The 19,359-nt window shown below is 68.0% G+C and carries 16 protein-coding genes; 8 read left to right on the top strand and 8 right to left on the bottom strand.

Annotated elements, in window-relative coordinates:
- Positions 1-220: 220 nt before the first annotated feature.
- Positions 221-1,393 (bottom strand): neutral zinc metallopeptidase, encoded by a 1,173-nt coding sequence (locus A3ES_RS0135760; protein ID WP_157630917.1) that lies wholly within the window; start codon positions 1,391-1,393, stop codon positions 221-223.
- A gap of 174 nt (positions 1,394-1,567) precedes the next feature.
- The gene (locus A3ES_RS49585; RefSeq protein WP_157630916.1) at positions 1,568-2,728 is read right to left on the bottom strand and encodes a neutral zinc metallopeptidase; all 1,161 of its coding nucleotides are present in this window, start codon (positions 2,726-2,728) and stop codon (positions 1,568-1,570) included.
- 238 nt (positions 2,729-2,966) lie between these two features.
- Here A3ES_RS49585 and A3ES_RS0135750 point away from each other — a divergent pair, with 238 nt between their 5' ends.
- Positions 2,967-4,655 (top strand): DUF2207 family protein, encoded by a 1,689-nt coding sequence (locus tag A3ES_RS0135750; protein ID WP_020391651.1) that lies wholly within the window; start codon positions 2,967-2,969, stop codon positions 4,653-4,655.
- 70 nt (positions 4,656-4,725) lie between these two features.
- Here A3ES_RS0135750 and A3ES_RS0135745 read toward each other — a convergent pair whose 3' ends face one another.
- Complete coding sequence (locus A3ES_RS0135745) at positions 4,726-6,015, bottom strand: peptidase C39 family protein (RefSeq protein WP_020391650.1); 1,290 nt, start codon at positions 6,013-6,015, stop codon at positions 4,726-4,728.
- 89 nt (positions 6,016-6,104) lie between these two features.
- Entirely contained in the window at positions 6,105-6,659 is a 555-nt protein-coding gene (locus A3ES_RS0135740; protein ID WP_020391649.1) for a GNAT family N-acetyltransferase, read from the bottom strand.
- A 143-nt stretch (positions 6,660-6,802) separates the two neighbouring features.
- Here A3ES_RS0135740 and cysS point away from each other — a divergent pair, with 143 nt between their 5' ends.
- Positions 6,803-8,236 (top strand): cysteine--tRNA ligase, encoded by a 1,434-nt coding sequence (cysS, locus tag A3ES_RS0135735; RefSeq protein ID WP_026163512.1) that lies wholly within the window; start codon positions 6,803-6,805, stop codon positions 8,234-8,236.
- 1 nt (position 8,237) lies between these two features.
- On the top strand, positions 8,238-9,197 hold the full coding sequence (gene rlmB, locus A3ES_RS0135730) for a 23S rRNA (guanosine(2251)-2'-O)-methyltransferase RlmB (protein ID WP_020391647.1): 960 nt from the start codon (positions 8,238-8,240) through the stop codon (positions 9,195-9,197).
- Between the two features lie 80 nt (positions 9,198-9,277).
- Here rlmB and A3ES_RS49580 read toward each other — a convergent pair whose 3' ends face one another.
- Positions 9,278-10,234 carry a hypothetical protein gene (locus A3ES_RS49580; protein ID WP_157630915.1) on the bottom strand — a complete coding sequence of 319 codons (957 nt, stop codon included), beginning with the start codon at positions 10,232-10,234 and terminating at the stop codon, positions 9,278-9,280.
- A gap of 217 nt (positions 10,235-10,451) precedes the next feature.
- Here A3ES_RS49580 and A3ES_RS0135720 point away from each other — a divergent pair, with 217 nt between their 5' ends.
- From A3ES_RS0135720 to A3ES_RS0135710, 3 genes are all read left to right on the top strand, one after another.
- Positions 10,452-10,733, top strand: coding sequence for a type II toxin-antitoxin system Phd/YefM family antitoxin (locus A3ES_RS0135720; RefSeq protein WP_020391645.1), 282 nt, complete (start codon positions 10,452-10,454; stop codon positions 10,731-10,733).
- Positions 10,730-11,134 carry a type II toxin-antitoxin system VapC family toxin gene (locus A3ES_RS0135715; RefSeq protein WP_020391644.1) on the top strand — a complete coding sequence of 135 codons (405 nt, stop codon included), beginning with the start codon at positions 10,730-10,732 and terminating at the stop codon, positions 11,132-11,134. Before A3ES_RS0135720 ends, A3ES_RS0135715 begins: the two co-directional genes overlap by 4 nt.
- Positions 11,135-11,588: 454 nt before the next feature.
- Positions 11,589-13,211 (top strand): cellulase family glycosylhydrolase, encoded by a 1,623-nt coding sequence (locus A3ES_RS0135710; protein ID WP_020391643.1) that lies wholly within the window; start codon positions 11,589-11,591, stop codon positions 13,209-13,211.
- Between the two features lie 102 nt (positions 13,212-13,313).
- Here A3ES_RS0135710 and A3ES_RS0135705 read toward each other — a convergent pair whose 3' ends face one another.
- Positions 13,314-14,201 carry a S1 family peptidase gene (locus A3ES_RS0135705; protein WP_020391642.1) on the bottom strand — a complete coding sequence of 296 codons (888 nt, stop codon included), beginning with the start codon at positions 14,199-14,201 and terminating at the stop codon, positions 13,314-13,316.
- Between the two features lie 228 nt (positions 14,202-14,429).
- Between A3ES_RS0135705 and A3ES_RS0135700 the strand changes: the two genes are divergently transcribed.
- Both A3ES_RS0135700 and A3ES_RS0135695 read left to right on the top strand, forming a co-directional pair.
- Positions 14,430-15,896, top strand: a complete 1,467-nt coding sequence (locus A3ES_RS0135700; protein WP_020391641.1) for an arylsulfatase — start codon at positions 14,430-14,432, stop codon at positions 15,894-15,896.
- Positions 15,893-16,870, top strand: a complete 978-nt coding sequence (locus tag A3ES_RS0135695; protein WP_020391640.1) for a LacI family DNA-binding transcriptional regulator — start codon at positions 15,893-15,895, stop codon at positions 16,868-16,870. The genes A3ES_RS0135700 and A3ES_RS0135695 overlap by 4 nt, the downstream gene beginning before the upstream one ends.
- On the opposite strand, the gene A3ES_RS49575 is transcribed toward A3ES_RS0135695, so the two are convergent.
- Both A3ES_RS49575 and A3ES_RS0135685 read right to left on the bottom strand, forming a co-directional pair.
- Positions 16,851-17,702: a formylglycine-generating enzyme family protein gene (locus tag A3ES_RS49575; protein ID WP_020391639.1), complete on the bottom strand. Its 852-nt coding sequence runs from the start codon at positions 17,700-17,702 to the stop codon at positions 16,851-16,853. The genes A3ES_RS0135695 and A3ES_RS49575 overlap by 20 nt on opposite strands.
- The gene (locus A3ES_RS0135685) at positions 17,699-19,345 is read right to left on the bottom strand and encodes a DUF7800 domain-containing protein (RefSeq protein ID WP_020391638.1); all 1,647 of its coding nucleotides are present in this window, start codon (positions 19,343-19,345) and stop codon (positions 17,699-17,701) included. Before A3ES_RS0135685 ends, A3ES_RS49575 begins: the two co-directional genes overlap by 4 nt.
- Positions 19,346-19,359 lie beyond the last annotated feature (14 nt).

Raw genomic sequence — 19,359 nt, 5'->3', positions numbered from 1 at the left:
GGAGGTTCCGTTGCGCTACCGGCGCCCAGGCACGCACCTCGCGGCGGCGGAGAAACGGCCACGATGGAAAAACATCGAGGCCGCTCCTCCGCCACCACGAGGCACGCACCTGAACACCGCTATCGCTAACGGAACCTCCGACACGGCGCACTAGCCCACCGGGGGACAAGGCTAACCATGAAGACCGCTATCCGTCTCCATATCGCAGTACCGGAGTTAGCTAGGACACTTTGGCAGGGGAGGCCGTGAAGGTGTTGCAGTGGGCCGGGCTGCGGTTGTTGTAGCCCTTGAGCGCCCAGTACTGGTGGTTGGCAGCGTTGCCGTGGTCGCGCTTCCTGTCGATGGTGTGCCCGATGAGCCACTTCCACTGCCGCAGCGACTCGCCCGTGAGCGGGTAGCTGCGCTTGTTCGCCGAGATGAAGATGTCGCTGAAGCAGGATGCCTGCAGCTCGAGCCGGCGGCTGGCCAGCAGCTCGCCCGCCTCGTTCGGCGCCTCATAGCGCAGGTTGGCGTAGGCGTAGAAGATCCCGGTCAGCGTCTGCACATGGTGGCCGTACTCGTGGGCGAACTGGTGCAGCATCCACATCCGGGCCCAGACCCGGTTGTAGTCCTGCGGGATCTCGTTGTAGTTCCCGACGTCTTCGGACAGGTTCATGTAGATGGTCTGGACGCTCGGGCAGTAGAACGGGGGGCCGCTGTCGCTATGGCTGCCGCAAGGCGTTTGGACCGTGCCGGAGAAGGAGATCACCGTCGGCGGGCGGAACTTCACCCCGGAGCGCTGGATCAGCGCGGGCCAGGAGCGGTTCAGGCAGTTGAGCAGGTTCGCGTAGTTCGCCCTGGCGCCGGCCACGGTCGCCGGGCGGGCCTTGGACTCCTTGCAGTTCACCGAGCCCATCACGCCAGCCTTGTAGAGCCGGTTGCGGGCCACGATGTCGAGGTCGCTCGGCTGAGTCTTGGGCTTCTGGCGCGGCGTGGTGCTGGTCCGGGGCGCGGTCGGCCTGGTCGCCGTCGGCTTGCTGGTCACCACAGGCCGGGTCGGCCGGGTGGTCGACGGCTGCGCCGAGGGCTTCTCGGACGGCTCGTCCGTCGGACTGTAGGTGGTCGTCGGGTACGGCGAGCTGTAGTAGTCGTTCTTGTCCTTCACGGCGTTGGAGACAGCCGCGACTCCCACTACCCCGAGCACCGCCAGCCCGAGCAGCACCAGCACGACCTTGCCGGCGCCACCCTTCTTCTTAGGCGGCCGCCCGCCAGGACCACCAGGACCACCGGGACCGCCAAAGCCACCAGGACCACCGGGCCCACCAGGCTGAGGCGCACCCCATCCCATCCCATGCGGAAGCGCAGGCGGCACCCCGCCGCCGTACTGCCCCGGCTGCCAAGGCCCACCCGGCATCTGCCCAGGAGGACCAGGAGGACCAGGAGGACCCCACTGTCCTTGCCACTGACCGGGCTGACCAGGCTGGCCCGGTGGGGGCGTTTGGCCGTGCGGAGGCTGCTGCGGGTACTGCCCAGGGGGCCACTGGTTGGACACGGGGACTGACGCTATCCGAGCCCCGGCTCAATCCGCTCAGCTGACCTGGCGGGCCGGTGCGACGAACGTGTTGCAGAAGGCCGGGTTCCGCGCCGCGAACCCCCGCTTCGACCAGTACCCGTGGTTCGCCCGGCTGCCGTGGTCCCGTGGCCCGTTGCGAAGGTTCTCGTCCCCACTGGTGTTGAGGATGTAGAGGTAGTGCGTATACAGCTGACCCTTCAGCCCGTAGCTGCCCTTGTTCGCACCGGAGAAGACACTGCCCAGGCACGACGCCTGCAACTCCATCCGCCGGTTCAGTTCCAGCTTCTTCGCGCCGTTCGCCTCGTACTGCAGCCAGGCGTTCGACGACAAGATCCCGAGCAGGCTCTGCATCGCGTGGCCGTACTCGTGCGCCACGGTGAAGGTAGCGGCCGCCCTGCCGAATGTCGGGTTGGTCCGGAAGAAGTCCACGTGGAGGGGAGAGTTCATATAGATGGTGTGGCCCGACTGGCAGTAGAACGACCGGCCGTCCGTGGTGCTGCCGCACGGCGTATTGGCGGTGCCGGCGAACACGATCATGTTGGGCGCCCGCCACTTCTCGCCCGCCGCCACGATCTGCCGTGGCCAGGCGCGATCCAGACAGAGCTTGATCTGCCGGTAGTACTGCCCTGCCTTCGCACCTGTGCTCAGACCGGCCTTCGACTCCCGGCATCCCATCGGGCGTTGCACACCCGTCTTGTAGATGCGGTTCGTGGTCAAAACCTGGTTGGGGGTCGGCTGATTGGTGGTCGGTCTGGTGGTCGGGACGGGCCTTGTCGGCTGCCGGGTCGGCTGTGCGGTCTGCCTGGTCGGCAACGGCGGGGGCTGTGTGGCGCCAGTGGTCGGCGTGTACGCCGGGCTGGTGACAGTCGGCTCGTCCTTCTTCAACACGGTCGAGGCGATCACGAAGCCGGCCACGGCGAGTACGAGTAGCCCGCCGAGGATCCCGACCACGATCGCCCCGCCACGCTTCTTCTTCGGCGGTGGCGGCAACTGCCCCCACCCAAACCCCTGCTGGTACTGAGGCGGACCGGAGTACTGGCCTGGCCCGGCGGGCGGTGCGGCGTACTGGCCAACTGGCGGTCCGGCGTACTGGCCGGGCGGCGCTCCCCAGGACTGCTGTTGCGGCGCGTACTGCGGTGGCTGAACGGGTGGCGGGCCCCATTGCTGGTTCGACAACGGTGGCTCCTCGCCCGTTAGCAGGCGGCCCCGTGCCGGCCTGCGGGTCAGCCTACGCATCAACCGGCCTAGAGCCGGCCCGGCTCCCGGGGGACGAGATCGCAAGTCGTTGCGGTGGGCATGAGTCGCGGTATGGTGCGGTCTGAGTTCGACCTGCTCCGGCCGCCCGGCCGCTGGGCAGGGGCCCGGAAGTGAGGGCCGATTCCGACTGACCCTCTCGATACGGTGTGATTGGGCGATGCGTAGACGTCTGCTCGGGGTACCCCTGTGTGCCCTCGGTTTCCTGGCCCTGACCGGCGTACCCGCCGGCGCGACGGATCAGGCCGGTCGTTCCGCGACCGCCGATCCGGTGGTCACCAACTTCGACAGCACGGTCCGGATCGAGCGCGACGGCTCGCTGAAGGTTTCCGAGACCTGGAAGCTGAGCAACGTGACCGGGACCTTCACCCGGTTCGTCGTCACCCGCGACCACCTTCCCGACGACGTCGACCACGTGCAGAAGATCGAGGACCTGGTCGTCAAGTCCGGTGGTGTGGACAAGAAGAAGGAACTCAGCACCACCGGCGACATCAGCTCGATCGCCGTCGCCGACCTGTCCGGCGACACCCAGCTCGACTTCACCTACACGGTCAAGGGCGCGGTCGCGGAGACGCTGAACGGCACCGAGATGCGGTTCTCGCCGCTGACCGGGCTGAGCCTGACCGTGCAGGACGCCAACATCGTCTACAGCGCGCCCGAGGTGACACACGTCTCCTGCTTCGCCGGCGCCGTCGACAGCAACACCCCGTGCACGCTGGCGCAGATCAGCGAGACGGCCGGTCCGACCTTCAAGCAGCAGGGCCTGCCGCCGGGCAACACGATCCGGATGACGGTCGGCTTCCCGAAGGACCAGATCGCCGCGAACTCGATCGTCGAGTACCGCAAGACGTTCAAGCGGGCCTTCTCGACCGACACCGCGCAACTGATCACTGCCCTCGCGGTACTGCTGCTCGGCGCTCTCGCCCTGCTGATCCTGTACCGGCTGCGCGGCCGCGACCAGGTCGACCCGCGACGCGTCGTACCGGCGTCGCTGTTCAGCCTCGGGCAGGACACCCGGATCGACTTCACCCCGCCGGCCGATCTGCGGCCCGGTGAGGTCGGCACCCTGATCGACGAGCGGATCGACCCGGTCGACGTCACCGCGACCATCATCGACCTGGCTGTCCGTGGCCACCTGACGATCACCGAGCTCGAGCACGAGTCCGAGTTCGCCCGTCCCGACTGGGAGCTGCGCCGGGTCGCGAACGCGCCGTCGGAGGAACTCCAGCGCTACGAGAACGTCCTGGTCCGCGCGATCTTCGGCGACAACGACTCGGTGCTCGTCTCCGAGCTCGGCCGCCAGGTCCGCGCGAACCTCGGCCTGGTCCAGGACGCCCTGTACGACGGTGTCGTCAAGCGCGGCTGGTTCACCGAGCGCCCGGACCGAACCCGGTCGTTGTGGGCCACCATCGGCATCGCGCTCACCGCACTCGGTGTCGTCCTGACCGTCGTACTGGCCCTGCTCTCCACCTGGGGCCTGCTCGGCCTCGCCATCACGGCAGTCGGTGTCGGCCTGCTCGTCATCGGTCGCCACATGCCGTCCAAGGCGCCGGCCGCCGGCCGGGTCCTCGGCCAGGTCGCCGCCATCCGCGGCGAGCTGCTGGAGATGGACGTCAGCGAACTCCCCTCCGACCAGCACGCCGAGCTCTGCTCCCGCGCTCTCCCGTACGCCGTCGTCCTGGGCGGCTCCGAGCGCTGGATCGACGCCCTGGTCGCCACGGACTCGAACGAAGAGGAAGACGAGGGCTTCCACTGGTACCGCGGCCCCCGCGGCTGGCACCTCCAGTACCTGCCCGACTCGCTGCGCAACCTCACCACCAACCTCACCGGGGCGCTCTTTACCCGCTGAGAACTGAGACAACCGTCGGAACCGCCCGTACGCCGCCCCCGGCATACGGGCGGTTCCTGTTCGTGGGGGACTACCAGTTGGCCTGGCTGGTCCTGGTCGGCAGCGGCTGAGTGGCCGGGTGGATGACGTAGACCAGGCCGCCCGAGTGGGGGACCCAGGCGTTCTCGAAAGCCTGCCGGTCGTAGGTGGTGCGGACCTGGTCGTTCGAGGCGATCAGGTGGGAGGCCGGATCGTTGACGACCACGTTGCCGGCGGCGTCGAAGCCGACGATCACCATCAGGTGGCCGTTGGTGCCGTAGCCCGCGCCGGGCAGGTCGCCCTTCTTGAAGGAGAGCGAGGCGATCAACGGGATGCCGGCCTTGATGAACTGCTCGGCCTCGGTGAGCGACCTCAGCCGGGTGACGAAGGCGTCGAGGCCGCGCGTACCGGCGTACGCGGTGTTGAAGGGCCAATTGCCGGCGCCGTCGTACGCGTAGTCGAAGACCGTGCGGGCCGCGTGGTCGACCTGTGGGTCGGCGTCTGCAGGATCGACCCAGGCAGTCTCGGCCGCGGTCGGTCCGGCTCCGTAGTAGTCGAGAACCATGGCCGTGGAGGTGGCTGAGCACCAGGCCTCACCGCCGCCGTCCCACTGCGGGTAGTGCCCGATATGGGTCTCCTGCGAGTACGTCGGTACGTCGAGCACCTGGCCTGCGGCTCCCCCGGGCGGGCTGACGGGGACCTTCCTCACACTGGGCAGGCGCGACGCCATCGCCCCGACCGAGCGGACCACTGGTGTCTGGGTGGTCCCGGAGAGCCGGTACAGCGTGACCTTCAACTGCCAGCTGTTGAGGCTGCGTCCGGTCGCTGCAACGAAGGTGTCGACAGCGACGGAGCCGTTGGTGTCGCCCTGGCTCGGTACTGAGGTGCGGTGGATGTCGCCGGCCGCGGTGTTGTCTCCGCCGGTCCAGCGGCCGAGCACGTACCACTTGGTGGTCGTGCCGAGGTCTGTGCGGCCGGCCATCGCGACCTCCACCCAGGTCCCGGGCGGAGTGGTGGCGTTCCAGGAGGCGATCAGCTCGGTGAGTCCGTAGCTGGTCGGCACCTGTGGAGACGTCCAGCTCGTCCGGTCGTAGCTCTTCGCGGAGCCGTCGCCGAACGGGTCGACGTACGAGGTGGTGCCGGTGGCGGTGCCGAAGGTCAGGCTGTCGCCGGTGACGGTGGTGCCGGACCGGGTGCCGGAGAGGAAGTCGGCGGACGACGTCCACGTCTGGTAGGTGATGTCGCTTTGCTGAGGGGCCTTCACTGCCTCGCTCGGGACGGTGGCGAGGCTCAGCACGACGACACCGGTGATCAGGGTGGCGAGGGGACGGGCGGCGGTCATCTTTCGACGGTAGACCCGCTCGCCCCCGCTGTCGCGGTGAACGCGTGCCGCGAAGTGTCGGACCTTGGTAAATCAGTAACCGCGCCCGGTCAGCGGGCTTCCCACTCCTCGGCGAGCATCGCGAAGACGGCCTCGTCGGCCCACTCGCCCTTGACGAACTCGTTGCGCACGAAGTGTGCCTCCTGGCGCATCCCGAGCCGCTGGAGGAGCGCGGCCGAACTGGTGTTGCGGGCGTCCAGCCGGCCGATGATCCGGTGCCAGCCGAGCTCCTCGAAACCGATCCGGAGCAGCTCGACGGAAGCCTCGGCGGCGTACCCGCGACCGTGGAAGTCGGGGTGGAAGACGAAGCCGATCTCACCGGTCCGGTGCTCGGTGCTGTTCATGAAGAGCGTGACCTCGCCGACGTGCTGGCCGGTCTCCCGCAGGATCACCGCGATGGTGAGCGCTTGGCCGTCGGTGTCCAGCGGTACGTCGGCCAGCCGGCGGGCGAGGGATTCCTTGACCTGCTCGGGAGTCTTCGGGCCGTACAGCAGGAACCTGGTGACATCGGGGCTCGACTGCAGCTTCAGCAGGTCGTCGTAGTCGGTTTCGAGATAGCGGCGAAGAGTCAGACGGTCGGTCTCGATCGGCAGCGAATAGCTCACCAGTCGAGACTATGAGACCGCCGCAACCAGATTTACCGCTTGCAGGCGTTCCCGCAGTCCGCCCAGTCGAGGGTGCCCCCATCGAAATGACTGCCTGTGGAGAATTGTCAAGAGCAGTGCTGAAACCCCGTTACCATTGATCGGTGACACTTCGCTTGTATGACACCGCGACAGCAGCAGTGAGGGATTTCGAGCCGGTCCAACCGGGCCAGGTCGGGATCTACCACTGTGGGCTGACGGTGCAGGGTGCCCCGCACGTCGGGCACATCTACAAGGAGATCGTGTTCGACGTCCTCCGGCGCTGGTTCGAGCGCTCCGGGTACGAGGTCACCGTGATCGCGAACGTCACCGACATCGACGACAAGATCCTGGCCAAGTCCGCCGAGCGGCAGGTGCCGTGGTGGGCCCACGCCTACGAGTTCGAACGCGAGCTGCACTGGGCGTACGACGTACTGGGCTGCCGTCCGCCGACGTACGAGCCGCGCGCCACCGGGCACATCCCCGAGATGGTCGTGATGATCAACGAGCTGATCGAGCGCGGGCACGCGTACGTCGCGCCCGACGGCTCCGGCGACGTGTACTTCGACGTGAAGTCCTGGCCGGCCTACGGCGAGCTGTCGAACCAGCGGATCGACGACATGGAGGCCGCCGAGGACGCGGACCCGCGCGGCAAGCGCGACCCCCGCGACTTCGCGCTCTGGAAGGGCTACACCGAGAGCACGCCGCGGACCGCCTCCTGGCCGGCTCCGTGGGGCGACGGCCGCCCGGGGTGGCACCTGGAGTGCTCCGCGATGGCGGGCAAGTACCTGGGCGTCGAGTTCGACATCCACGGCGGCGGCCTCGACCTGCGCTTCCCGCACCACGAGAACGAGCTGGCCCAGTCCAAGGCGGTCGGGCAGAAGTTCGCCCGCTTCTGGATGCACAGCGCGCTCGTCACCGCGGCCGGCGAGAAGATGTCGAAGTCGCTCGGCAACGGCGCCATCGTGCGCAACGTCGTCGAGCAGGTCCGCCCGATCGAGCTGCGGTACTACCTGGTCAGCTCGCACTACCGTTCGGTGGTCGAGTTCTCGCTGGCCGCGCTCGAGGAGGCCGCGACGAGCTTTCAGCGGGTCGAGGGCTACCTCGGGCGCGCCACCGAGGTGACCGGTGGCGTCGAGCCGGCGGCTGGTTTGCCGCAGGAGTTCGTCGCCGCGCTGGACGACGACCTCGGGACGCCGGCCGCGATCGCAGTACTGCACAACACCGTGCGGGACGGCAACAAGCTGGTCGCCGATGGCGATTCCCCTGCCCTGCAAGAGAATCTGGCCGCTGTACGGGCGATGCTCGGCGTTCTCGGGCTGGACCCGCTGGCCGAGCCGTGGGCTTCGCGTGCCGGTGGCACCGAGGAGCTCACCGAGGTGGTGGACGGCCTGGTGAAGGCGCTGCTGGACCAGCGGCAGGCCGCCCGCGAACGCAAGGACTATGCCGCGTCGGACGAGATCCGCGACCGGCTCAAGGCGCTCGGCGTCGTCGTCGAGGACACCCCACAGGGTGCCCGCTGGACGATCGCCGGGCCCGAATCAACCGAAGGAAACTGAAGTGCCAGGCAGTAGTCAGCGCAAGGGCGCCATCCGCAAGAAGCCCAAGGGCAACCCGACCGCCGGTTCCGGCGGCCGGGTCCGTCAGGGCCTGGAGGGCAGGGGCCCGACGCCGAAGGCGGTGGACCGCACCAAGCACCCCGCCCACAAGCGGGCCAAGGCCAAGGAGCGCGCCGAGAAGCGCACCACCGGCCGTCGCCCGGATCGCAAGGACCTCGACGCGACCGTCGAGTGGGTCTACGGCCGCAACCCGGTCGTCGAGGCGCTCCGGGCCGGTGTCCCGATCAACGCGCTGTATGTTGCCGAGGGCACCGAACGCGACGCCCGGCTGCGCGAGGCGCTGCTGATCGCCACCGAGCACGGCATCTCGCTGCTCGAGGTGCCGCGGACCGAGATGGACCGGCTCACCAGCCACGGCGCCCACCAGGGCCTCGCGGTGCAGATCCCGCCGTACGAGTACGCCCATCCGGACGACCTGCTGTCCCGTGCGTACGACGCCGGCCAGGTGCCGCTGATCGTCGCGCTCGACGGCGTGACGGACCCGCGCAACCTGGGCGCCATCACCCGGTCGGCCGCCGCCTTCGGGGCTCACGGCGTGCTGGTGCCGGAACGGCGTACGGCGTCGATGACCGCGTCGGCGTGGAAGACGTCGGCCGGCGCCGCGGCCCGGATCCCGGTCGCCCGCGCGACCAACCTGAACCGCGCCCTGAAGTCCTACAAGGACGCAGGCCTGATGATCATCGGCCTCGACATGGGTGGCGAGGTGGAACTCCCCGAACTGGAGGCCGCCACCGACCCGATCGTCCTGGTCGTCGGCAGCGAAGGCAAAGGCCTGGCCCGCCTGGTCCGCGAGAACTGCGACCTGATCGTCTCCATCCCGATGACGTCAGCCACCGAATCCCTCAACGCCGGCATCGCCACCGGCGTAGCCCTCTACGAAATCTCCCGCCGCCGCGGCTAACCCGCTCCCGCATCCGGTGGCAAGCCCACATCTGGTGGGCTTGAACACCAAACGGCGGGCTTGAACAGGGCACACCTTGTTCAGGCCCGCCGTTTGGTGTTCAAGGTGTGCGCCGGTACGCCGAGTAGGCGGCGCAGGCGGGCGGCGGTTTGGCGCGGCTGGTCCAGGTCGGTCCAACCGACGCGGGCGAAGGAGTAGCCGAGTTCGCGGAGGCGATCTTCGCGCCACTTCTCGGCCACCAGGGTTTTGGAGCTCTCGTACTTCAGTGCGCCGTCGAACTCGACGATCAGGTGGTCGAGCAAGAGGAAGTCGACTCGGCCGAGGAGCCGCCCGGTCTGATCGCGAATCTCCACCTGCGGCCTCGGAGCAGGCAGGCCTTCGTTGGCCATCAACACCCGGAGGCGCGACTCCCCGACGGACTCGCTGGACCCGTCGGCGAAGGCGGTCGCAGCTTGGGCAGCGGGGGATCCGGGCCAGTGTTCGAGCCGCCTTGCCGTCGCGGTCAGCTGTTCGGAGGTCACCAGTCCAGCCCGCAGCGCTGCGTCGGACAAGACCACACCGACCTCGTACGACGAAGTACAAGTGGTCTCGACAATTGCCCGGGCCGGACTCGTCAGGCGGAGTCCGAGCGCTTCGTCGATCTCGTCTGCTCGCAGGGCAGCACGATGGACCCGGACGGCGCGATCGGATCGCGCGCGGCCGGTGAACTTTGTGATGTGCACCTGGCTGTGATCCAGCCCCCAAGCCGGCAGCCCGTGGAGCAATGTGGCGGACTGGTGGCTGACCACCGCCTGACCGGCCATCCGGCCGATCACTGCCCGTGCGAGGAGGCCGTGCATCCGCTCGGTGCGTTCCCATGGCGATTCGTCGGCAGGCCAGCCAGCTGTCTCAACGTAGGCGTCCCGGCACAAACGCTCCCATTGCCGGCGGTGAAGCCGTAGCCGGATCTCACTGAGGGTGTACCCCGCTTCCAGCGCATCGGCCCGGCTGAACCATCCGCCACGCTCATCCACCACCCGCTCCAGTTTCTTGTTCACACCAGAGAAGATGCCGCCAGAACCCACCACGGACGGCATCAACTTCCAGCCTGGGGATAACCAGTTCTGGCGACCTTGAACACCAAACGGCGGCCTTGAACAGGGTCTGCCCTGTTCAAGGTCACCTTCCGGTGTTCAAGCCCACCAGAAGTGGGCTTGTCAGTAGGCGAGGACGTCACTCTTGATGTAACTACCTCATGTAGGTACATTGGGATCCATGGAGACGATCGGCTTGCGAGAGCTCAACCAGAACCCGTCCAAGGCGGTCGCGCGGGTGCGGGCGGGAGAGACGATCGTGGTCACGGACCGCGGCCGGCCGGTCCTCCGGCTGGTCCCGGAGGATGAAAGGCCGGGGGCGCTGCAGCGGCTGATCGAGTCGGGTGAGGTCAGTCCGCCGGCTGAACTGGGGATGCCGGATCTGGAGCTCGAGTTGGCGGCGAGCATGGAGAGTTTGTCGGACCTGTTGATCGCCGAACGGGACAAGGAGCGGCGCAGGTGATCTATCTCGACGCCTGTGCTCTGCTCAAGTTCATCAAGCCAGAGGCTGAGTCAGCTGCGCTTCGGAAGTGGCGGGAGTCGCTCGCCGAGGACGTGGAGCTGATCACCAGCGAGCTGGCCCGGCTCGAGATCAGCCGTACGCTGCTGTGGGCCGGAGTCGATCACCAGCAGGTGCCGTACTTCATGGGGCAGGCTGTCCGAGGGATCTATCTGGTCGATCTCAGTACGACGGTGCTCTCGCGGGCGATGGCCTACCGGACCAGCCGGCTCGGTTCTCTCGACGCCATCCACCTCGCGAGCGCCGAGCCGTTCCGTGCGGATCTTGCGGAGTTCGTCACCTATGACCAGGAGCTGGCCGGCGCGGCGGAGGAGCTTGGCTTCCCCGTCACCGCACCGGTCTGATTCCTCGTTTCGTCAGTACACGTTGACGTTGTAGGTGGCGCGGCCGTGGCCTGAGTGGCCAGCAGAGAAGTGGTCGCGATGAGCCCGGCGGTTGCCAGGATCGCCGCGGTACGGCGGGGTGGGGCAGTAGACATGGTCAGCCTCCTCACGATGAGGACGCATTCGGGGGCGGACGCGTCCTAGACGTAACCGAGGCAAGACCTACCCGGGCTCGCTGTCCGTACGCGGAGGACTCCGCAAGGTAAGGGTCATCCTTCACCTGGCTGAGCTCGGGCTAGACCATCCCTAACTCGTGGGCTATGGCGAACCCTTGTCACTTAACCGGGTAAGTGCCACCCTGAGCTTTCGGGTCCGCGCGAGGAGTCACCGGCAGTCGGTGTCCGAGTGCCGCCCTCAGTCGTATTCGCCCCGGGCGCGACCAGTCGCTCGCGCCCGCAACCCCCAAGGATCGATCATGAAGCTCCGATTACTGGCGCTGGGAGCGCTCCCAGTCCTCATCCTTTCGCTGCTCGTCCTCCTCCCTTCCTCCCCGGCCCTCGCCGAGCCCGACGCCCAGGCGGCGGGATTCCACATCAGCGGCCGGAACCTGCTGGACGCCAACGGCACCCCGTTCGTCATGCGCGGCACCAGCTACCCGCACGTCTGGTACCAGGGCGAGACCGGGTCCTACGCCGAGATCGCCGGGCTGGGCGCCAACACCGTCCGGGTAGTGCTCGGCAGCGGCCAGCGCTGGGGTCCCAGCCCCGCCGCCGACGTCGCGAACGTCATCGGCCTGTGCAAGGCGAATCGGCTGATCTGCGTGCTGGAGGTGCACGACACGACCGGCTACGGCGAGGACGCGGCCGCCGGCACGCTGGACCAGGCCGTCACCTACTGGAACAGCATCCGCGACGTGCTGATCGGCCAGGAGGCGTTCGTCCTGATCAACATCGGCAACGAGCCGATCGGCAACACCAACCCAGGGCAGTGGACGACCGCCACCGCCGACGCCGTCCAGCGGATGCGCACCCTCGGGTTCCAGCACACGCTCGTCGTGGACGCGCCGAACTGGGGTCAGGACTGGACCAACACCATGCGCGACAACGCGCAGACGGTCTGGAACGCCGACACCCAGCACAACACCCTCTTCTCCGTCCACATGTACCAGGTGTACGGAACCGCGGCCACGATCAAGAGCTACTTCGACGCGTTCGCGCAGGCGGGCCTGCCCCTGATCGTCGGCGAGTTCGGCCACGAGCACCAGGGGCAGAACGTCGACGAGGACACCATCATGGCCGAGGCCCAGACCCGCGGGATCGGCTGGATGGCCTGGTCGTACAGCGGCAACACCGAGCCATATCTCGACCAGACGGTGGCCTTCAACCCGGCGCAGCTGACGACCTGGGGGCAGCGGGTGTTCACGGGACCGAACGGAGTCTCCCAGACCTCGCGGTGCGCGACGGTGTTCTCTGGTTGCGGCCCCGGTGGCACGGTCCCGGCCGCGCCCGCCGGGCTCACTGTCACCGGTACGACGTCGAGCTCGGTCTCGCTATCGTGGACCGGCTCTTCCGCGGCGACTCAGTACCAGGTGCGGCGGGCCGCCGGCGCCTGCGCCGCGAACAGCACCTTCAGCCAGGTCGGCAGCACCGCCGCCTCGACCTTCGCCAACACTGGGCTGGCGGCGAACACGTCCTACTGTTACAGGGTCACGGCCTCGAACGCCGCCGGCACGTCCGGGGCCTCGGGAACGGTGACCGGCACGACCACCGGTAGTGGCGACCCGGGAGGCGGCTGCTCGGTCGTGTCGACCGTGCAGAGCCGCTGGGACAGCGGCTACGTGGTTCAGCCTGTCACGGTGACCAACACCCGGACGTCGGCGATCACCGGCTGGCAGGTGACCTTGACGCTGCCGCCCGGGCATGCGATCGCCGGCTCCTGGAACGCATCACTGTCCGGGACCACCGGCACGATCACGGCAACGAACGTGTCTCACAACGGCAACCTGGCCATCGGCGCGAACACCAGCTTCGGCTTCCAGGTCAGTAAACCCGGCGGGGACGCGCAGAGCCCGAGCGGGTTCACCTGCACGGCCTCCTGATCCCCGCGTCACCGTGCCCCGCGTCATCCTGCACAGTGTCCGCGCGGTGACGACGAACGCCCCCTGCCGCAACCGGCAGGGGGCGTTCGCTGGTGCGGTGGATCAGTAGACGCTGACGCCGTAGCGGCTCAGGACCTCGTTGACTGGCTGGAAGAACGTGGTGCCGCCGGAGGAGCAGTTGCCGCTGCCGCCGGAGGTGAGGCCGAGTGCGGTGGATCCGGAGAAGAGCGGGCCACCGGAGTCGCCGCCCTCGGCGCAGACGTTGGTGCGGATCAGGCCGGTGACGGTGCCCTCGGCGTAGTTCACCGTGGCGTTGAGGCCGGTGACCGAACCGCCGCGCAGGCCGGTCGTGCTACCACTGCGTTGGACCGACTGGCCGACGAAGGCGTTCCCCGAGCCCGTGATGTCGCGGTACGAACCGTTGTAGAGGTACACGTTGCCGGGGTGGTTCGTGTACGACGTGCTGTACCGGACGATGCCGTAGTCGTTGCCCGGGAAGCTAGTGCCGTACCGGGTGCCGAGCACGGTGGTCTGCGACGAGTTGGCGTACCAGGTGGTCGCCGCGTTCGTGCAGTGGCCGGCGGTGATGAAGTAGTACGTGGTGCCGGCGCGGACGTTGAAGCCGAGCGAGCACCGGTAGCCGCCGCCGTAGATGGCGTGGCCGCCGCTGATGCGCTTGCTGAGGACGCCGGACAGTTTCTCCAGGGTGACCTGGCTGCCGAAGCGCTTGGTGACGGCGGTGAGCGCGTCGAACTTGGCGCCGCGCACCGTGTCGTCGTACGAGACGATGATCCGGCCGGACTTCTCATCGGTCATCCAGGCGGTCCCTGGGATCGACGCCTCCTTGGCCAGGGTGGAGGTGATGGCGCTGGCCGACAGGGTCGCCGGCACAGGCGCGGCGGTCGCCGGGCTGGACAGCAGGGCGGACGTCGCGACCAACCCGGCGGTGGCCAGGATTGCCGCGGTACGGCGGGCGGAAGGGAACTTCACGGTTGCCTCCTCGTGTTGAGGACGCGCTCGGGGCGGGTGCGTCCTTGACTCAACCGTGATCTGTTCTACCCGAAACTGTCACAAAGTACCCGGCCGAACTCGGAGCGTAAGGGTTTACCTTCGTTCAACTCGTTCAATCCTTCGGCTCGCGTTGACAGGTCGGCCGGAAAGGGTGTTAATCGTTTCACCACATCTGAACCCTGGAACGACGCCGAAAGAGGAGCCAGCATGCCGCAGTCGAACGTGATCCTGGTCTGCGTCGACGAATGGCGCGGCGACGCTCTCTCCTGTGACGGGCATCAGATCGTCGAGACGCCACACCTCGATGAACTGGCCCGTGACGGCACCAGGTTCTCGAAGGCCTACAGCGCCACCCCGACCTGCGTCCCCGCCCGCGTCGCGCTGTTCACCGGCCAGTCCCAGGAGGCGCACGGCCGGGTCGGGTACGACGACGGCGTGCCGTTCGAGGCGGCCCATCCGGTCACGCTGCCCGGCGAGTTCCGCAAAGCCGGCTATCACACCCAGGCGATCGGCAAGATGCACGTCTGGCCGGAGCGGTCGCGGGTCGGCTTCGACGACGTGATCCTGCACGACGGCTTCCTGCATCACGCCCGCCGCGAGCACCGCCGGCAGTTCGAGTACTTCGACGACTACGTGCCCTGGCTGCGGCGTCAGCCCGGGATGACGCCGCAGGCCGACTACTTCGACCACGGCGTGAACTGCAACTCCGTCGTCGCCCGGCCGTGGGACAAACCCGAGCACCTCCACCCGACGCACTGGCTCGGCACCCAGACGATCGAGTGGCTCTATCGCCGCGATCCGACCAAACCGTTCTTCCTCTACTTGTCGTTCCATCGCCCACACCCGCCGTACGACCCGCCACGCTGGGCCTACGACCTGTACGCCGACGCCCCGCCGTACCAGCGCGTGCTCGGTGACTGGGAGCAGCATTGGGACGAGTTCCGCCGAGACGGCGACTACCAGGCGGCGATCGGGGATCTGCCGGACCGCGTCGTCCATCGGGCCAGAGCCGGGTACTACGGACTGATGGCGCAGGTGGATCTCCAGGTCAACCGGATCAAGGAGGCGCTGGCCGAGTTCGGGCTGGCTCAGGACACGGTGATCGCGTTCGTCTCGGACCACGGCGAGATGATGGGCGACCACCGGATGTTCCGGAAGGCGGTGCCGTACGAAGGGTCGGCCCGGATCCCGTTCATCGTCGCCGACGCGCCTGCACGCCGTCGCCAGGCCGGCGTGATCGACCACGTCGTCGAGTTGCGCGATGTCATGCCCACGTTGCTCGACCTCGCGGGGCTGCCCATTCCGGACTCGGTCGACGGCCACTCCCTGGCGCCCTATCTGCGGGGTGAGCAGACGACCCCCGTGCGCGAGTGGCTGCACGGCGAGCACGTGTACTGGGGCCAGTCCCTGCAATGGGTCACGGACGGCAAGGTCAAGTACATCTGGGGCTCGGCCAACGGCGTCGAGCAACTCTTCAACCTGGTCGACGATCCCGGTGAACTCCACAACCTCGCACCCGAACAGCCCGTACTGCGAACAGAATGGCGAGACCGCCTGATCCAGGCCCTCACCGACCGGGAGGAAGGCTTCGTCCAGAACGGCGAGCTGGTCACCGGCAGACCCGTCACCACAATCCTCAAGCACACAAGGGATCGCCTGGAGGCGAGCCGGTGAGTTCGCCGACCATCAAGCTGGTTGCGGCCGAGGCCGGCGTATCGGTGGCGACCGTCTCCTACGTGTTGTCCGGACGCGCCGGGGGTGAGGCCCGGATCGGCGAGCAGACCACAGCTCGCGTGCTCGAGGCAGCGACCAAGCTCGGCTATCGTCCCAACCAGCAAGCCAGGGGAGTACGCCGCGGCCGCACCGAGCAGGTCTGCCTCGTACTACGCCAGCTGGACTCGCCATGGGCGAAGGCGATGGCCGACGAGGTCTCCAGGAGGATGCGCGAGATCGGCTACAGCTCACTCATCCTGCTCGACGGCGACTGGTCGAAGTTCCTCCTCGGCCGCGGTGCCGACGGTGCCCTGATCGACCATGTCGACCCGGCGAGCGACGGGCCGATGCTCAAAGCCCTTGCCCAGCAGGGAATCGCGCTGGTTGTCCATAGCAACGAGCTGGAACCGGATGGCTTCGACGTCATCCGCTCCGAGGAGCAGACCGCACTCGCCGACGCGATGGACCTCCTCACCGCCAACCACACAAGGATCGCTTGCCTCCAACTCACCCGCAGCGACAGCCGGTACGCCGCCTACCGCGCCGGCCTCGAACGCGCCAGCCTCCCGTACGACGAACGACTGGTCCGCACCACCCGCAACTCCAGAGATCTCGCCTACCGCGCGGCCGTCGACCTGCTGGATCGCGACGACCGCCCGACCGCGATCTTCGCCTGCAGCGATCTGACCGCGACGAGCGCGATCTGGGCCGGCCATCGACTCGGCCTGGCCATCCCGCAGGAACTGCAGATCGTTGGCGTCGGCAACACTCCCGACGCCGCGCAATCCGACCCGCCGCTGACGTCGGTCGGGCCGGATGCCGTCTTCCCCGCGGCCGCCCAGCTTCTCCTGACCCGCTTGCAGAACGGCGGCCCCGGCCGACTCCACGAAGCCCCTTGGAGACTCCACCGCCGAGCTAGTGCCCCGAGTCGCTGACGCACCTGAAGCCGAGATTGCCGGCGGAGGAGTCAGGAGTGTTCGCAGCTCGAGCCGCCACGCGATACCGGCTGCAGTAGGAGTCGTGGCACAGATACGACCCACCTCGCATGACCCGCCGCTCACCGGAGGCAGGACCTTGCGGATCCACGGCGGCGGCCGACGATTCGTAGTACGTGGGAGAGAACCAGTCCTCACACCACTCCCAGACGTTCCCCGACATGTTCCACAGGCCGTGGCCGTTGGGGCGATACGACTTCACCGGCGCTGTCCCCAGGTGCCCGTCTTCAAGCGTGTTCGACGTGGGGAACGACCCCTGCCAGATGTTGCACATCCATCGCCCGCCCGGTGTCAGTTCGTTGCCCCAGGCAAACCTCTGCGACACCAGCCCGCCCCGCGCGGCGTACTCCCACTCCGCCTCGGTCGGCAGCCGCTTCCCCGCCCAGGTCGCGTAGGCCGCGGCATCGTCCCAGGACACGTGCACCACCGGATGATTCTGCCGGGAGCCGATCGACGAATCACCACCCTCCGGATGCCGCCAGGACGCCCCAGCAACGGTCAGCCACCACGGCGTACCGGCCGCAGGGCCGAGCACCTCACCGCGTGCCAGCAGGTGAAAGACAGCAGAAGTCCCGAACCGCTCCGCATCGGTGACATAGCCCGTCGCCTTCACGAACGTCGCGTACTGCGCGTTCGTCACGGCCGTGGCGTCCATCGAGAAAGGCTTGAGCTGGACAGCGTGGACAGGCGTCTCGCCGTCGCCCCCGCACCCCTCGCCGAACGCGTCGCCCATCAAGAACTCGCCACCCGGCAACCGCACCCGCGTACTCATGCCTTGATCTCGTACCGCAGCGTGGTCTTCAACTCCTGCTGCCCGGCCACCATCCGCGCGTGATCCACGTCGACAGCCGCGTCGTCGCCATGCACGGTCAGCGTCATCACCCCGTTGTCGAACCACGGCCCGTACGCCGTCCGCCACCGCGCCGCGACATCCCGTACGCCGGCCGATCGCGCCAGCCGGTGCAACACCTTCGTCATGCCCTTGTTGTCGAGCAACTTGTTGGCCAGCCTGATGTGCCACCCGACCGGGTTGCGGAACGGCGACATGGTCAGCTGGCGAATCGCAGTACCGGGGTGGGCGATGGAGCCCAGTGAGGCCTCCGTCAGGTAGCTGCAGTGGACGTCGCCGGACAGCATCAGGATCGAGCTCGGCGGGTCGTCGGACCGGACCAGGTCGCCGAGCAGGTCGGTCACGTCGTCGAAGGACTTGCGGAACGACGCCCAGTGCTCCAGATCCATGCCTTGCCGGATCTTCTCGCCGAGCCGCGCTCCGCGTGCACCCCAGGCGCCCGACGAGATCGCCTCGTCCCAGCCTTCCAGATGATGCAGTCCGGGCGCGAGCAGGAACGGCAGCGTGGAGGCGAGCAGCAGGTGGTTGATCGGCTGCGAGGCCTCGACCGTGTGCCGCCGGACCCATTCCCACTCGTGCGCGTCGACCATCGCCCGCTCACCCGGCTGTAGATGCCTTGAGCAACGAGAGTCCACGGCGACCAGCCGGACGCCGCGAGACCGCGCGCCGAAGTCGCGGGAGAAGCTCCACCGGGTGGAGGCCGGGTCCTCGTCCGCCTCCCAGGCGAAGGCGTCGAGGTAGGAGCTGCGTTCGTCCTCGTCGTCCAGCCCGCGCATCGCCGCGTAGGTGGAATCCCGCTCCAGCTGCTCCGGGGACAGGTTGCCGAGGTGCTGATACACCCAGTACGACGCGTAGGCGCCGACCACCCGGTCGTGCCACCACGGTTGCGACGTGACCCAGCGCCGCCAGGTCAGCGAGGTGTTCCAGTCGTCGCGCAGATCGTGGTCGTCGAGCAGCATGCACAGCGGCACGGTCGAGAACAGCCACCGGACGGCCGGGGTCAGCCAGGCGTCGTCGTACAGCCAGGTGTACTCCTCGAAGTTGCCGATCTCGTCGGCCACCTCGGACTCCTGCCGGCCACCGTGAGCGGTCCGCAACTTCTCCAGTACTGCGTCCGACGGGTCATCGGCGTACACCTGATCGCCCAGCAGCAACAGTGCGTCGGGCCACTCGGCGTCGCCCGCGGCCATCCGCTCGGCCAGTGCCACCAACGCATCCGGCCCGAACTCCTTGAAACCTTGCTCGTCGAAGGGTGCCGACCGTCGGCAAGACCCGAAGGTCAGCCGGAAGGTCCCGTCGGCCCGAGGTGTCCGGATCACACTCGGGCCGTAGGGACTGTCGTCCAGCGGCCACGCCTTCACGCCGTCCAGATGCACTTCGTACGGCGTCGCGCTGGCCGGCTGCAGCCCTTCGACCAGTATCAGCGCATAGTGGTGCCCGTGCACCGACCAGGTCTGGGCCCGGTGCCCGAGCACCTCGACCTCGCCGGCGGCAGTGGTCTCCACCCAAACGGTCGCCCGCGACTCATCGACGTACCGGAGCAGAGGCCCCAACTTCAGCTGCATTCCGGAAACGCTAC

The organism is Kribbella catacumbae DSM 19601, from assembly GCF_000372465.1.
Taxonomy (GTDB): Bacteria; Actinomycetota; Actinomycetes; order Propionibacteriales; family Kribbellaceae; genus Kribbella; species Kribbella catacumbae.
This window is presented reverse-complemented; position numbering and strand designations above follow the sequence as displayed.

What these genes read in the sequence shown, in the direction of transcription:
- A3ES_RS0135760 (WP_157630917.1), bottom strand. Translation starts at nt 1,393, where the DNA reads ATGCCGGGTGGGCCTTGGCAGCCGGGGCAGTACGGCGGCGGGGTGCCG.
- A3ES_RS0135750 (WP_020391651.1), top strand. Translation starts at nt 2,967, where the DNA reads ATGCGTAGACGTCTGCTCGGGGTACCCCTGTGTGCCCTCGGTTTCCTG.
- A3ES_RS0135745 (WP_020391650.1), bottom strand. Translation starts at nt 6,015, where the DNA reads ATGACCGCCGCCCGTCCCCTCGCCACCCTGATCACCGGTGTCGTCGTG.
- A3ES_RS0135720 (WP_020391645.1), top strand. Translation starts at nt 10,452, where the DNA reads ATGGAGACGATCGGCTTGCGAGAGCTCAACCAGAACCCGTCCAAGGCG.
- A3ES_RS0135710 (WP_020391643.1), top strand. Translation starts at nt 11,589, where the DNA reads ATGAAGCTCCGATTACTGGCGCTGGGAGCGCTCCCAGTCCTCATCCTT.
- A3ES_RS0135700 (WP_020391641.1), top strand. Translation starts at nt 14,430, where the DNA reads ATGCCGCAGTCGAACGTGATCCTGGTCTGCGTCGACGAATGGCGCGGC.
- A3ES_RS49575 (WP_020391639.1), bottom strand. Translation starts at nt 17,702, where the DNA reads ATGAGTACGCGGGTGCGGTTGCCGGGTGGCGAGTTCTTGATGGGCGAC.
- A3ES_RS0135685 (WP_020391638.1), bottom strand. Translation starts at nt 19,345, where the DNA reads ATGCAGCTGAAGTTGGGGCCTCTGCTCCGGTACGTCGATGAGTCGCGG.